Raw genomic sequence first — 13,750 nt, forward strand, 5'->3', positions numbered from 1 at the left:
ACTGTTTACGCGAAGCGGATGACGATCCGCGTGAGGAATGCACGCTAAGATCCGGAATTCGGAGCCTTTTTCGCCGCGCTTTAAGCGGCGCGGAAAGCGCTTGAATTCTCAATAGGCAGGGCGGGACCGTCTGCCGGATGCCTTCGTCCGATGGTCGATCGGCGGCCCCGCATAGTAGGGGTTGTCGATGCACATCGCCGCCAGCCCGGACGCTGAAGCCTGGCACTGCGCCAGCGACGTGTAGCCGCAGTCGGTGTCCTCACCGCCCCAGCGGTAGTTGCGTTTGCAGACCGGCGAGGTCGAATCGTATTTCTGCGCGTCGGCGGGCGCGCTGGCGATGATGCCAAGGGTCGCGAGTGCCAGAATCAAGCTGCGCATCAGAATCTCCTGTCGATCAGGTGCCGGCGGGCGCGTCACAGGCGCCCTTGCGTGAAATGTGCATCAAGGCACATTCCGGTTGCCGTTGCCCGAAGCGCGGTCCGTCAGTGGATGAACAGATCGAAGAAGCTGTCACCGCGCTCCCGCGCGGGCGTATGAAGATACGAGCGCGGGTCGTTGTCGCCGGCATAATAGGGGTTGGCGATGCAGGTCTGGCCGATGCCGTTGGCCGTCGCGAGGCACGCCTGATAGGACGGATACGAGCAATTGCTCAGACCGGGATAGCGGTCGCCCTGAATGCAGAACGGGTAGCGCACGCCGACGGCATGCGACGGCGCAGTGCCGAGCGCGGCGAGTGCGACCACAGAAGCCGCTGCAGCAAATATCATCGTCCGCATGTGCATTCCTTTGCTGCGAAGATTCGATCTCGACGACGATCCAAATCGGACAAGCTGGTTCCGGTCAACACGATCTTGCGCGCCGTTGCGCACGCGGATTTGAATTGTGAAAATTGTGCGGCAGCTATGTGGCAAAAGTTCCAAGAAGTACTTGTAATACAGTATTAACTTCAAATTTGAGCGAAGTCGTTTGAGCCTGCCTGTTGCAGCGAAGTTACAGCAATTCCGTTCCGGGCTGCTATGAGGGTGTCTCGCGGCCTTGGGGGCCTGTAGAAAAAGTTGGAACGGGAAAAATGAAGAAGATTTTGCTTGTCACCGCCAGCCTGATCGCGCTCAGCGCGACCGCTGCTTCCGCGGCTGACCTCGCGGCTCGCCCTTACACCAAGGCTCCGCCGCCCATGGTTGCCGCCGTTTATGATTGGACCGGCTTCTACATCGGTATCAACGGTGGTTGGGGCCAGAGCCACGACAACCGTTCGGTCGACGGCCTCGGTGGCGTCGGCAGCTACGATGCCAACGGCGGCACCGTCGGTGGCCAGGTCGGCTACCGCTGGCAGACCGGCGGCTGGGTGTTCGGTCTGGAAGCTCAGGGCAACTGGGCTGACTTCTCGGGCAGCACCGGCAACCTGGTCGTCCCGGGCGGCGTCGTTCGCTCGAAGACCGATGCGTTCGGCCTGTTCACCGGCCAGATCGGCTACGCTTGGAACAACGTCCTGTTGTACGCCAAGGGCGGTGCTGCGGTCACCGACCGCAACTACGAGTTCCTGGCTCCCGGCGGCGCGCTGGCGTCCTCGACCGGCTACGACACCCGTTGGAGCCCGACGGTTGGCGTTGGCCTCGAATTCGCCTTCGCTCAGGGCTGGTCGCTCGGCGTCGAATACAACCACATCTTCGAAGACACCCACGGCGCGACCTTCGTCACCCCGGCCGGTGTTGCGGTTGCCGGCTTCCACACCGGTGGCGACACCGACATGGTCCTCGGCCGTCTGAACTACAAGTTCGGTGGTCCGATCATCGCGAAGTACTGAGCCGAGTACTGATTGCTCGCTTGATCCAAGCGACGACGAAAACCCCGGGCTTCGGCCCGGGGTTTTTTGTTGGCTAGACGGATTGCCCTGGCCCCTGCGGCATCTCCACCGGCCGACGACTGGGGGAAGCGCCCGGCAACCTCGCGGCTGCTGGGCGATAGGCCTCGCTGCCAACTCCCGCCATGATTAACCAAGGGAATTCTTTCGAGGGGCAGTTTTCAAACCGCCCAACGCGGTTGCTTGACTCCTAGAACAAAAAAGGAACAATGTTCTGCATACGTTCCAGTTCAGGGAGAGCGGCCATGTTGAAGATTTTCGTGCAGGAAGCTGCGGCGCTGGCATCGATCACGCTGTTCGTGGGGATGATCGCGGTTTGGGCCCAGCTGATCACCCAGTTCTGAAATTGTGCCCGCGGGCACAGGGGCATCGGTGCCCCCTGGGGAAAAGCGGGAGGACCTGCCGCCACGCCCGGTTCGGCGTGGACTTGGCGGGGTCGAGGCCCCACGATGGGGAGGCGAGTCGGGCCTGATGCTTTCGAGCTCGGGCTCTGACACTCGCGCCATCCCTGCCTCAAGAGATCCCCGTAAGCAGCCATGCCGAATGCCGGATTCGTCCACCTTCACGTTCATTCCGCCTATTCGCTGCTGAAGGGCTCAATCAAGATCGCCAAGCTCGGCGAACTCGCGAAGGCCGACCGCCAGCCGGCGCTGGCGCTCACCGATACCGACAACATGTTCGGGGCGCTGGAATTCTCCGACAAGATGGCCGGCTACGGCATCCAGCCGATCGTCGGCTGTGAGGTTGCAGTGGATTTCGGCGACGTCGACCTGAATACGCGGAGCATCCTGGCGACGACCGGACCTACGCGAATCGTGCTGCTGGCGGCGCGCGAGCGCGGCTACCAGAACCTGATGCGGCTGAACTCGCGGGCATTTCTGGAGACCCCGGTCAACCAGACGCCGCACATCAAGATCGATTGGCTGACCGACCACGCCGAGGATCTGATCGCGCTGACCGGCGGCCCCGACGGGCCGATCGCGCTGGCGCTGCGTGCCGAACAGCCGGCGCTGGCGACCACCCGCTGCGAGCGCCTGGCCAGCCTGTTCGGCGACCGGCTCTACATCGAATTGCAGCGCCATGGCATCGACAAGGAGCGCCGCACCGAGGGCGGGCTGATCGATCTCGCCTATGCGAAGGGGCTGCCGCTGGTTGCGACCAACGAGCCGTACTTCGCCAGCAATGACGACTACGAATCGCATGATGCGCTGCTGTGCATCGCCGGTGGCCATCTGATCGCCGAGACCAACCGCGAGCAATTGACCCCCGATCATCGCTTCAAGACCCGCGCGGAAATGGCGGTGCTGTTCGCCGATATCCCGGAGGCGCTGGCCTCGACGGTGGAGATCGCCGAACGCTGCTCATTCCGCCCGAAGACCCGCAAGCCGATCCTGCCGTTCTTCACGGTTGGTGGTGCGGCGAGCGCCGATGCCGCCGCCGACGAGGCCGCCGAGCTGAAGCGCCAGGCCGAGGAGGGGCTTGCCAATCGCCTGCGGGTGCATGGCCTGTCGCCGGGAATGACGGAGGAGGACTACAGCAAGCGGCTGGCCTTCGAGCTCGACGTCATCATGCGGATGAAATACGCGGGCTACTTCCTGATCGTGTCGGACTTCATCAAATGGGCCAAGGCGCAAGGCATTCCGGTCGGACCGGGCCGTGGCTCGGGCGCCGGCTCGCTGGTCGCCTGGGTGCTCACCATCACCGACCTCGATCCGATGCGCTTCGCGCTGCTGTTCGAGCGCTTCCTCAATCCCGAGCGCGTCTCGATGCCGGACTTCGACATCGACTTCTGCCAGGACCGCCGCGGCGAGGTGATCCAGTATGTGCAGGAGCGCTATGGCCGCGAGCAGGTGGCGCAGATCATCACCTTCGGTACGCTGCAGGCGCGCGGCGTGCTGCGCGACGTCGGCCGCGTGTTGCAGATGCCGTACGGCCAGGTCGACAAGCTGACCAAGCTGGTGCCGCAAAATCCCGCGGCTCCGGTGACGCTGGCGCAGGCGATCGAAGGCGAGCCGAAGCTGCAGGCATTCCGCGACGAGGATCCGGTGGTGGCGCGTGCGTTCGACATCGCGCAGCGCCTCGAAGGCCTGACCCGCCACGCCTCGACCCACGCCGCCGGCATCGTGATCGGCGACCGGCCGCTGAGCGAGCTGGTGCCGATGTACCGCGATCCGAAATCGGACATGCCGGTCACCCAGTTCAACATGAAATGGGTCGAGCCGGCCGGCCTCGTGAAATTCGACTTCCTCGGCCTCAAGACGCTGACGGTGCTCGACGTCGCGGTGAAACTGCTCAAGCAGCGCGACGTCCATGTCGATCTCGCCACACTGCCGATCGACGATGCGCCGAGTTACCAGATGCTGGCGCGGGGCGACGTCGTCGGCGTGTTCCAGGTGGAAAGCCAGGGCATGCGACGCGCGCTGATCGACATGCGGCCGGACCGCTTCGAGGACATCATCGCGCTGGTGGCGCTGTATCGCCCGGGTCCGATGGCGAACATCCCGACCTATTGCGCGCGCAAGCACGGCGACGAGGAATCGGAATATCTGCATCCGATCCTGGAACCGATCCTGAAGGAGACCTTCGGCGTCATCATCTATCAGGAACAGGTGATGCAGATCGCCCAGCAGATGGCGGGCTACTCGCTCGGCCAGGCCGACCTGCTGCGCCGCGCCATGGGCAAGAAGATCCGCGCCGAGATGGACAAGCAGCGCGACATCTTCGTCGCCGGCGCGATGAAGAACTCCGTGCCGAAAGGCCAGGCCGAGACGATCTTCGAACTGCTCGCCAAGTTCGCCGACTACGGCTTCAACAAGAGCCACGCGGCGGCGTATGCGCTGGTGTCGTACCACACCGCCTACATGAAGGCGCATTACCCGGTCGAGTTCCTCGCGGCGTCGATGACGCTCGAACTCAACAACACCGACAAGCTGTCCGAATTCCGTTCCGAGGCGCAGCGGCTCGGCATCAAGGTCGAAGCGCCCAACATCAATCGCTCCGGCCCGACCTTCGAGGTCAGCGGCAACACGATCTACTACGCGCTGGCCGCGCTGAAGGGCGTCGGCATCCAGGCGGTCGAGCAGATCATCGCCGAGCGCAACAAGGGTGGCGTCTTCACCTCGCTGGCCGATTTCGCCGCACGGGTGAGCCCGCGCGCGGTCAACAAGCGGATCATCGAGAGCCTCGCCGCGGCGGGTGCCTTCGATACGCTCGACCCGAACAGGGCGCGCGTGTTCGCCGGAGCGGACGCGATCCTCGCCGCCTGTCAGCGCAGCCACGAGGCGGCGACCTCGGGCCAGAACGACATGTTCGGCAGCGCGCCGGACGCGCCGAGCATCATGCTGCCGCAGATCGAGCCGTGGCTGCCCGCGGACCGGCTGCGGCGCGAATACGACGCGATCGGCTTCTTCCTGTCGGGCCATCCGCTCGACGATTACGCCACCGCGCTGAAGCGGCTGCGGGTGCAATCCTGGGCGGAGTTCTCGCGCGCGGTGAAGACCGGCGCCACCGCGGGCAAGGTCGCGGCAACCGTGGTGTCGCGCATGGAGCGGCGCACCAAGACCGGCAACAAGATGGGCATCATGGGCCTGTCGGACCCGACCGGTCATTTCGAGGCGGTGCTGTTCTCCGAAGGACTGGCGCAGTATCGCGACGTGCTGGAGCCGGGCGCGGCCGTGCTGCTGCAGCTCGGCGCCGAGCTACAGGGCGAGGATGTGCGGGCGAGGGTGCTGCACGCCGAACCGCTGGATCATGCCGCGGCCAAGACGCAGAAGGGCCTGCGCATCTTCGTGCGCGACACCAAGCCGCTGGATTCGATCGCCCGCCGGCTCAACATGCCGGACGCCGCACCCGCGCCGGGCGCTGCTGCAAAACCGCTGGCGGCCAAGCCCGCGCCGGCAGCCGCGCCGCCGGCAGGTGCAGCCGACGGCGACGTCTCGCTGGTGATGATGCTCGACCTCGAAACCGAGGTGGAGATGAAGCTGCCCGGCCGCTACAAGGTCTCGCCGCAGATCGCCGGCGCGATCAAGGCGGTCGCGGGCGTGGTCGACGTCCAGACGCTGTAACGGGAAAACGGGCCTCCGGGACGCCAAACAGGGCCGTTTCGGCACGATTTGGGCCCAGCCGGCCGGTGTAACCGGCCGTATTTCCTTGCTTCTGGCGCAAATCGCGCTATATAGCGCGCCATCTCACACGGAAACATGGCTCAAAAGGCCGTCCGGTGGCAGCCGGGCCATAAGGCTCGTCTGCTCACACGTTTCCGGAGGAACCAACCGGAGAATTATCACTATGTCGCTGCCCGATTTTTCTATGCGTCAGTTGCTTGAAGCTGGCGTTCACTTTGGCCACCAGGCCCACCGCTGGAATCCGAAGATGCAGGATTACATCTTCGGCGCCCGCAACAACATTCACATCATCGACCTCGCGCAGACCGTGCCGATGCTGCACCGTGCCCTGCAGGCGGTCAGCGATACCGTCGCCAAGGGCGGCCGCATCCTGTTCGTCGGCACCAAGCGCTCGGCCCAGGACGGCGTTGCCGATGCGGCCAAGCGTTCGGCGCAGTACTTCGTCAATTCGCGCTGGCTCGGCGGCACGCTGACCAACTGGAAGACGATCTCGGCCTCGATCAAGCGCCTGCGTCACCTCGACGACGTGCTGTCGTCGGGCGAAGCCAGCTCCTACACCAAGAAGGAGCGGCTGACGCTGCAGCGCGAGCGCGACAAGCTCGACCGTTCGCTCGGCGGCATCAAGGACATGGGCGGTCTGCCCGACATGATCTTCGTGATCGACACCAACAAGGAAGACATCGCGATCCAGGAAGCCCAGCGGCTCAACATCCCGGTCGCCGCGATCGTCGACACCAATTCGGACCCGAAGGGCATCACCTATGTGGTGCCGGGCAATGACGACGCCGGCCGCGCGATCTCGCTGTATTGCGACCTCGTGGCGCGCGCCGCCATCGACGGCATCTCCCGCGCCCAGGGCGATTCCGGAATCGATATCGGTGCGTCGGCTGCGCCCGTGCAGGAAGACCTCCCGGCGGCTGCGCCGTCCGGCTTCCAGGGCCTCGCCGGTCCGCGCGGCACTGCCGACAACCTCAAGAAGCTCACCGGCGTGTCCGGTGCGATCGAGAAGAAGCTCAACGACCTCGGCGTCTTCCACTACTGGCAGCTCGCCGAGCTCGACCACGACACCGCGCACAAGATCGGCGAAGAAGTCGGTCTGCCGAGCCGTGCCGACGCCTGGGTCGCCCAGGCCAAGACGCTCGCCGAAGCGGAATAAAAGTTACGCGGCGTGGCCGGGTCTCACCCGGCCGCCGCTTTGCTTCCACGAACAACGATTTCCCTGTCGCAGCCAGCGGCGCCATCGGGCGCCGCGGTTTCTGCACAGGCAAGAAGGACATTGAACGATGGCAACGATCACAGCAGCGATGGTCAAGGATCTCCGCGAGTCGACCGGCGCGGGCATGATGGATTGCAAGGCGGCGTTGACCGAGAACAACGGCGACATGACCGCCGCGCAGGATTGGCTGCGCAAGAAGGGTCTCTCCAAGGCCGCCAAGAAGGCCGGTCGCGTCGCGGCCGAGGGCCTGATCGGCGCGCTGACCGCCGGCACCAAGGGCGTGCTGGTCGAGGTCAATTCCGAGACCGACTTCGTTGCGCGCAACGAGCAGTTCCAGGGCCTGGTCAAGATGATCGCCCAGGTCGCGCTGAAGCATGGCGCCAATGTCGAGTCCATCAAGGCGGCCAAGGTCGGCGACGTTACCGTCGAGACCGCGATCTCGGATGCGATCGCCACCATCGGCGAGAACATGACGCTGCGCCGCGCCGCTTCGCTCGAGGTGAGCCAAGGCGTGGTGTCGAGCTACGTCCATAACGCCGTCGTCGATGGCGCCGGCAAGATCGGCGTGATCGTGGCGCTGGAGTCGACCGGCAAGACCGACGAACTCGCCGTGCTCGGCCGCCAGCTCGCCATGCACGTGGCGGCGGCGAAGCCCCTGGCGCTCGATCCGGCTGGGCTCGATCCGCAGACCGTCAAGCGCGAGAAGGACGTGCTGGCCGACAAGTACCGCCAGCAGGGCAAGCCGGAGAACGTGATCGAGAAGATCGTCGATTCCGGCCTGAAGACCTACTACAAGGAGGTCTGCCTGCTCGATCAGGCCTTCATCCACGACAGCGGCAAGTCCGTTGCCCAGGCGGTGAAGGAAGCTGAGGGTAAGATCGGCGGGCCGATCAAGATCGCTGGCTTTGTGAACTATGCTCTCGGTGAGGGAATCGAGAAGCAGGAAAGCGACTTCGCCGCCGAAGTCGCGGCCGCCAGCGGCAAGAAGTAACCGCTGACACCAGGGCGTCCGGCGCTTTGCGCCGGAGGCCTGCCTGCGCGGGATAGGAAAGCGATCGCATCATGGCCGAGCCGATCTATCGTCGCGTGGTGATCAAGCTGTCCGGCGAATATCTCGCCGGCTCCCAGGGCTTCGGTATCGATCAACCGACGGTCGACCGCGTCGCCGACGACCTCATCGCAGCCCGCAAACTCGGTATCGAGGTCGCCGTCGTGATCGGTGGCGGCAATATCGTCCGCGGCGTCGAGGTCTCCTCACGCGGCGTGTCGCGGCCGACCGGCGACACGATGGGCATGCTCGCCACGATGATGAATTGCCTCGCGCTGGAGGCGGCGATCGAGCGCAAGGGCAGCCCGGCGCGGACCTTGTCGGCCTTCGTGATGCCGGAGATTTCCGAGCTGTTCACCCGTACTGCGACGCACAAATATCTCGCCGAGGGACGCATCGTCCTGCTCGGCGGTGGAACCGGCAACCCGTTCTTCACCACCGATACCACCGCCGTGCTGCGCGCGGCCGAGATCGGCGCGCAGGCGGTGCTCAAAGCCACCAATGTCGACGGCGTCTACAGCGCCGATCCGAAGAAGGATCCCAAAGCCAAGCGCTTCGACCGCCTGACCCATTCGCAGGCGATCGAGGGCGGCTACAAGGTCATGGACGCGACCGCTTTCGCACTTGCCCGCGAGACGTCGCTGCCTATCATCGTGTTTTCGATCGCGGAGCCCGGTTCGATCGGTGCGATTCTGCGCGGTACCGGACACGGTACGGTCGTCGCCGGCTGATTGCCGCGCCTCCGGGCCTCGGTAGCCGGTTTCTAGTGAAGGGAGAAGCGTCATGGCCGCAGCTGGTTTTGACATCAACGACGTGAAGCGCCGCATGCAGGGTGCCACACAATCGCTCAAGCACGAGCTCGGTGGCCTGCGCACCGGCCGCGCCGCGGCGTCCATGCTGGAGCCGGTCCAGGTCGAGGCTTACGGCTCGCATATGCCGCTCAACCAGGTTGCGACCATCAGCGTACCCGAGCCGCGCCTGCTCTCGGTGCAGGTCTGGGACAAGACGATGGTCAAGGCGGTGGAGAAGGCGATCGTCGATTCCAATCTCGGCCTGTCGCCGGCGACCGAAGGCCAGGTGCTGCGGTTGCGGATTCCCGAACTCAACGAGGAGCGCCGCAAGGAGCTCGTCAAGGTCGCGCACAAATACGCCGAAGCGGCCAAGGTCGCGGTACGCCATGTGCGCCGCGACGGTCTCGACGTCATCAAGAAGCTCGAGAAGAATCACGAGATTTCCGAGGACGATCAGGAGCGCCTGTCGAACGAGGTGCAGAAGGCAACCGACGGCGTGATCGCCGAAGTCGATCAGCTGCTTGCCGCCAAGGAAAAGGAAATCCTGACGGTCTGAGGGCTTACGGGAACCAGCCGATGTCGAACGCCGCCGCCCCAGCAACTGACGGACCGGATCGCTCCGGCAGTCCGTTGCATGTGGCGATCATCATGGACGGCAACGGGCGCTGGGCCGCATCGCGCGGCCTGCCGCGCGTCGAGGGCCATCGCCGCGGCGTCGAGGCGCTGCGCCGCGTGGTGCGCGCCGCCCATGAACTCGGCATCGTCTATCTCACGATCTTTTCGTTCAGCTCGGAAAACTGGTCGCGGCCCGCCACCGAGATCGGCGATCTGTTCGGCCTCTTGCGCCGCTTCATCCGCAACGATCTGGCGACGCTGCATCGTGACGGCGTACGGGTGCGCGTGATCGGCGAGCGTGACGGACTTGATGCCGACATCTGCGCGCTGCTCAACGAAGCCGAGGAGCTGACGCGGAACAACACCAAGCTCAACCTCGTTGTCGCCTTCAACTACGGCTCGCGTGCGGAGATTGCTGCGGCCGCGCGACGGCTTGCGCGCGAGGTCGCCGAGGGCAAGCGCGACGCCGACTCCATCGATGCCGACACGCTCGGGCAGTATCTCGATGCGCCCGACATTCCGGATCCGGATCTGATTATCCGCACCAGCGGCGAGCAGCGGCTGTCGAACTTCCTGATGTGGCAGGCCGCCTACAGCGAACTGGTGTTCGTGCCAATTCACTGGCCGGATTTCGACAAGGCGGCGCTTGAAGGCGCGATTGCGGAATACGGCAAGCGCGAGCGCCGGTTCGGCGGCCTCGCCGCGAAAACCGGCTCGTGACCGAGGGCGAAGCCGCGTCGGCGGCAGCAAGCGAGCAACGGCCGGCAGCTGGTGAGCAGCCGCCGGCAGCAAATGAGCAAGGGTCGCGCAACCTCGTGATGCGCGTGGTTGCGGCGCTGGTGCTGGCGCCGGTCGCGATCGCGCTGGCTTATCTGGGTGGCATCGCCTGGTCGCTGCTGGCGACGGTGGTGGCCGTCGGATTGTACGTGGAATGGCTTGTCGTCACCGGGCTCGGACGGGAGCTGCGCGTCGTGGTGCCCGGTGCCCTCGCGCTGCTGCTTGCCGGACTTTGCCTGATGGCCGGCCGCATCGATGCGGCCCTGGACATGCTTCTGGTCGGTGTGGTTGCGGTCGCGCTGACATCGGGAGTGCGGCGCAGCTGGGCCATTGCGGGATTGCTCTATGCCGCGGCTGCCGAGATTGCATCGGTGCTGCTGCGCAATGATCCGGCGAAGGGATTCGCCGCGCTGATGTTCGTGTTGCTGATCGTATGGGTCACTGATATCGGCGGCTATTTCGCGGGCCGCAGCATCGGCGGGCCAAAGCTCTGGGTGCGGGTCAGTCCGAAGAAGACCTGGGCCGGTGCGATCGGCGGCTTCGTGGCGAGCCTGGTGGTTGCGGCCGGCTTTGCCGCCTTCGAGATCGGGACGACCGGGCCGCTGCTGGTGCTCGGCGCCGTGCTGTCGGTGGTCTCGCAGCTTGGCGATCTCTTCGAATCCGCGGTGAAGCGGCGGTTCGGAGTGAAGGATTCGAGCCACATCATTCCCGGTCATGGCGGCCTGTTGGACCGCCTGGACGGATTTGTCGCGGCCGTCATTGTGGCGGCGATTTTCGGCTTTCTCCGTGGTGGCGCCGATGGCGTCGGCCGCGGTCTTATGGTTTGGTGATGAGATGAGCGCAGTACCGTTGCGTAACAACAAGGCCGTGACGGCGTCCGCCGTGCGGACCGTGACCGTCCTCGGCGCCACCGGCTCGATCGGCGACAGCACGATGGATCTGCTGCGCGGTGCGCGCGACCGCTATCAGGTCGAGGCGCTGACTGCGAACAGCAATGTCGAGGGTCTCGCCAAGCTGGCCAAAGAGTTCGGCGCGCGCTTCGCCGCGATTGCCGATTCAACGAAGCTTTCGGCGCTGAAGGACGCGCTGGCTGGGACCCGGATCGAATGTGGGGCCGGGGAGAGCGCGATCATCGAGGCGGCCGCGCGGCCGGCGGATTGGGTGATGGCGGCGGTCAGCGGCGCGGCCGGACTGAAGCCCGCGCTCGCGGCGGTCGATCGCGGCGCCACCGTTGCGCTCGCCAACAAGGAGTGCCTGGTCTGTGCTGGCGACATCTTCATGGAGCGGGCCAAGAAGGCCGGCGCCTGCATCCTGCCGGCGGACTCCGAGCACAATGCGCTGTTCCAGGCGCTGGCGTCCGGCAATCGCGAAGAACTGACGCGGGTCATCATCACCGCGTCCGGCGGGCCGTTCCGCACCTGGGCTCCGGCCGACATCGAGCAGGCGACGCTGGAGCAGGCGCTGAAGCATCCCAACTGGAGCATGGGGCAGAAAATCACGATCGATTCCGCGTCGATGATGAACAAGGGCCTCGAGGTGATCGAGGCATCCTATCTGTTCGCGTTGACGCCCGACGAGATCGACGTGCTGGTGCACCCGCAGTCGATCATCCACGGCATGGTCGAGTTCTCCGACCGCTCGGTGGTGGCCCAGCTCGGCACCCCCGACATGCGGATCCCGATCGCGCACTGCCTCGGCTGGCCCGACCGCGTCGTCGGCCCGTCCGCCAAGCTCGACCTCGCCAAGATCGGGCAGCTCACCTTCGAGGCGCCGGACTTCCAGCGCTTTCCGGGGCTGCGGCTGGCTTACGAGGCGCTGCGGCTCGGACACGGTGCGACGACGGTCTACAACGCCGCGAACGAGATCGCGGTCGCCGCGTTTATCGCTGGCAAGATCAAGTTCGGTGCGATCGCCCGGCTGGTCGAAGCGACGATGAACGATTGGAACCGGTCCGGGAATCAGCCACCACTGCACTCGGCGGACGACGCGATTTCCGTTGACCATATCGCGAGAAATAAAGCTGCCGCCCTATTGCCTCAAATTGCCTTAAAGGCAACCTAGAGGGTTGGGGACGGAGCCTGATGGCTCTTGTCGAGGGGAATCTGATGCCCGAGTATTTTCTTCATAGTATCAATGCGTTGAGTCATGGGCTCCTGGGTTACATCGTTCCTTTCCTGTTCGTCCTGACCATTGTCGTCTTCTTTCACGAGCTCGGCCATTTCCTGGTCGCGCGCTGGGCCGGCGTGAAGGTTCTGACCTTCTCGCTAGGCTTCGGACCGGAGCTTGCCGGCTTCAATGACCGGCATGGCACGCGCTGGAAGATTTCGGCGATTCCGCTCGGCGGTTACGTCAAGTTCTTCGGTGACGACACCGAGGCATCGACGCCGTCGACCGAATCGCTCGCCGCCATGACGGCGGAGGAGCGCGAGGGCAGCTTTCATCACAAATCGGTCGGAAAGCGCACCGCCATCGTCGCGGCCGGGCCGATCGCGAATTTCATTCTCGGCGCCCTGATTTTCGCGGGCATGGCGCTCTATTACGGCAAGCCGAGCACGATCGCCCGGGTTGACGGCCTGGTCGCCGAGAGCGTCGCCGCGAATGCGGGTTTCAAGGTTGGCGACGTCGTCGTGGAGATCGACGGCAGCGTGATCCAGAGCTTTGCCGACATGCAGCGGATCGTAGCTTCGAACGCTGGTTCAGAACTTGGCTTCAAGGTGAAGCGGGATGGCGCGATCGTTTCGCTCAAGGCGGCGCCTGCGCTGAAGGAGGTCAAGGACCCGTTCGGCAATGCCCATCGAATCGGCGTGCTCGGAATCGAGCACAAGGCTCAGGTCGGCGAATCATCCAGCGCCCCGGTCGGCGTCTTTGAAGCCCTGAAGATCGGCGTCCAGCAGGTCTGGTACATCATTGCCAGCACCTTCAAGTTCCTGGGATCCCTGTTCGTCGGGACCGGCAATCCGGGCGAGGTGAGCGGGGTCATCGGAATCGCCAAGCTGTCCGGGCAGGCCGCAAGCGCCGGGTTCCAGTTCGTGGTCAATCTTTGCGCCATCCTGTCGGTCTCGATCGGGCTGCTGAATCTGTTCCCGATCCCGCTTTTGGATGGCGGGCACCTCCTGTTCTACAGCGCGGAGGCGCTTCGCGGCCGCCCGTTGTCGGAGCGGACGCAGGAGGTGGGTTTCCGAATCGGGCTGGGTTTGGTTCTGATGTTGATGGTGTTTGCGACCTACAACGACATCCTCAGGATCGCCGGGTCCTGAAACAGGCTTTTTTGTGGCGTTGCCGATGGGCAACGTCTTGGTATGAAAATGGAAATGTTCT

Annotated in this window: 12 protein-coding genes; 10 read left to right on the top strand and 2 right to left on the bottom strand. The window is 64.7% G+C overall.

The window, feature by feature from the left end:
- Nucleotides 1-108 precede the first annotated feature (108 nt).
- Both JQ616_RS08205 and JQ616_RS08210 read right to left on the bottom strand, forming a co-directional pair.
- Nucleotides 109-378 (bottom strand): DUF3551 domain-containing protein, encoded by a 270-nt coding sequence (locus tag JQ616_RS08205; protein ID WP_212013573.1) that lies wholly within the window; start codon nucleotides 376-378, stop codon nucleotides 109-111.
- Nucleotides 379-482: 104 nt separating this feature from the next.
- The gene (locus JQ616_RS08210) at nucleotides 483-776 is read right to left on the bottom strand and encodes a DUF3551 domain-containing protein (protein ID WP_249136581.1); all 294 of its coding nucleotides are present in this window, start codon (nucleotides 774-776) and stop codon (nucleotides 483-485) included.
- Between the two features lie 293 nt (nucleotides 777-1,069).
- Between JQ616_RS08210 and JQ616_RS08215 the strand changes: the two genes are divergently transcribed.
- From JQ616_RS08215 to rseP, 10 genes are all read left to right on the top strand, one after another.
- Nucleotides 1,070-1,804, top strand: a complete 735-nt coding sequence (locus JQ616_RS08215) for an outer membrane protein (protein ID WP_212013575.1) — start codon at nucleotides 1,070-1,072, stop codon at nucleotides 1,802-1,804.
- 593 nt (nucleotides 1,805-2,397) lie between these two features.
- Nucleotides 2,398-5,925, top strand: a complete 3,528-nt coding sequence (gene dnaE / locus JQ616_RS08220) for a DNA polymerase III subunit alpha (protein ID WP_212013576.1) — start codon at nucleotides 2,398-2,400, stop codon at nucleotides 5,923-5,925.
- Between the two features lie 223 nt (nucleotides 5,926-6,148).
- Nucleotides 6,149-7,141 carry a 30S ribosomal protein S2 gene (locus tag JQ616_RS08225; protein WP_212013577.1) on the top strand — a complete coding sequence of 331 codons (993 nt, stop codon included), beginning with the start codon at nucleotides 6,149-6,151 and terminating at the stop codon, nucleotides 7,139-7,141.
- 127 nt (nucleotides 7,142-7,268) lie between these two features.
- Nucleotides 7,269-8,192, top strand: coding sequence for a translation elongation factor Ts (gene tsf, locus JQ616_RS08230; protein ID WP_212013579.1), 924 nt, complete (start codon nucleotides 7,269-7,271; stop codon nucleotides 8,190-8,192).
- 71 nt (nucleotides 8,193-8,263) lie between these two features.
- Nucleotides 8,264-8,980 carry a UMP kinase gene (gene pyrH, locus JQ616_RS08235; protein ID WP_212013581.1) on the top strand — a complete coding sequence of 239 codons (717 nt, stop codon included), beginning with the start codon at nucleotides 8,264-8,266 and terminating at the stop codon, nucleotides 8,978-8,980.
- Nucleotides 8,981-9,032: 52 nt separating this feature from the next.
- Nucleotides 9,033-9,596: a ribosome recycling factor gene (frr, locus tag JQ616_RS08240; RefSeq protein ID WP_028334007.1), complete on the top strand. Its 564-nt coding sequence runs from the start codon at nucleotides 9,033-9,035 to the stop codon at nucleotides 9,594-9,596.
- 20 nt (nucleotides 9,597-9,616) lie between these two features.
- Nucleotides 9,617-10,375 carry an isoprenyl transferase gene (locus JQ616_RS08245; protein WP_212013583.1) on the top strand — a complete coding sequence of 253 codons (759 nt, stop codon included), beginning with the start codon at nucleotides 9,617-9,619 and terminating at the stop codon, nucleotides 10,373-10,375.
- Nucleotides 10,372-11,262, top strand: a complete 891-nt coding sequence (locus tag JQ616_RS08250) for a phosphatidate cytidylyltransferase (protein ID WP_433995958.1) — start codon at nucleotides 10,372-10,374, stop codon at nucleotides 11,260-11,262. The genes JQ616_RS08245 and JQ616_RS08250 overlap by 4 nt, the downstream gene beginning before the upstream one ends.
- Nucleotides 11,263-11,266: 4 nt before the next feature.
- Nucleotides 11,267-12,493, top strand: a complete 1,227-nt coding sequence (dxr, locus tag JQ616_RS08255; RefSeq protein WP_212013585.1) for a 1-deoxy-D-xylulose-5-phosphate reductoisomerase — start codon at nucleotides 11,267-11,269, stop codon at nucleotides 12,491-12,493.
- 44 nt (nucleotides 12,494-12,537) lie between these two features.
- Nucleotides 12,538-13,689, top strand: coding sequence for an RIP metalloprotease RseP (gene rseP / locus JQ616_RS08260; RefSeq protein ID WP_212014750.1), 1,152 nt, complete (start codon nucleotides 12,538-12,540; stop codon nucleotides 13,687-13,689).
- Nucleotides 13,690-13,750: the final 61 nt, after the last annotated feature.

It is taken from the genome of Bradyrhizobium tropiciagri, from assembly GCF_018130545.1.
Lineage (GTDB): Bacteria > Pseudomonadota > Alphaproteobacteria > Rhizobiales > Xanthobacteraceae > Bradyrhizobium > Bradyrhizobium tropiciagri_A.

Excerpts from the sequence above, each read along its gene's own strand:
- dxr (WP_212013585.1), top strand. The coding sequence starts at position 11,267 with ATGAGCGCAGTACCGTTGCGTAACAACAAGGCCGTGACGGCGTCCGCC.
- JQ616_RS08215 (WP_212013575.1), top strand. The coding sequence starts at position 1,070 with ATGAAGAAGATTTTGCTTGTCACCGCCAGCCTGATCGCGCTCAGCGCG.
- frr (WP_028334007.1), top strand. The coding sequence starts at position 9,033 with ATGGCCGCAGCTGGTTTTGACATCAACGACGTGAAGCGCCGCATGCAG.
- dnaE (WP_212013576.1), top strand. The coding sequence starts at position 2,398 with ATGCCGAATGCCGGATTCGTCCACCTTCACGTTCATTCCGCCTATTCG.
- JQ616_RS08210 (WP_249136581.1), bottom strand. The coding sequence starts at position 776 with ATGCGGACGATGATATTTGCTGCAGCGGCTTCTGTGGTCGCACTCGCC.
- pyrH (WP_212013581.1), top strand. The coding sequence starts at position 8,264 with ATGGCCGAGCCGATCTATCGTCGCGTGGTGATCAAGCTGTCCGGCGAA.
- JQ616_RS08205 (WP_212013573.1), bottom strand. The coding sequence starts at position 378 with ATGCGCAGCTTGATTCTGGCACTCGCGACCCTTGGCATCATCGCCAGC.
- JQ616_RS08245 (WP_212013583.1), top strand. The coding sequence starts at position 9,617 with ATGTCGAACGCCGCCGCCCCAGCAACTGACGGACCGGATCGCTCCGGC.
- tsf (WP_212013579.1), top strand. The coding sequence starts at position 7,269 with ATGGCAACGATCACAGCAGCGATGGTCAAGGATCTCCGCGAGTCGACC.
- JQ616_RS08225 (WP_212013577.1), top strand. The coding sequence starts at position 6,149 with ATGTCGCTGCCCGATTTTTCTATGCGTCAGTTGCTTGAAGCTGGCGTT.
- rseP (WP_212014750.1), top strand. The coding sequence starts at position 12,538 with ATGCCCGAGTATTTTCTTCATAGTATCAATGCGTTGAGTCATGGGCTC.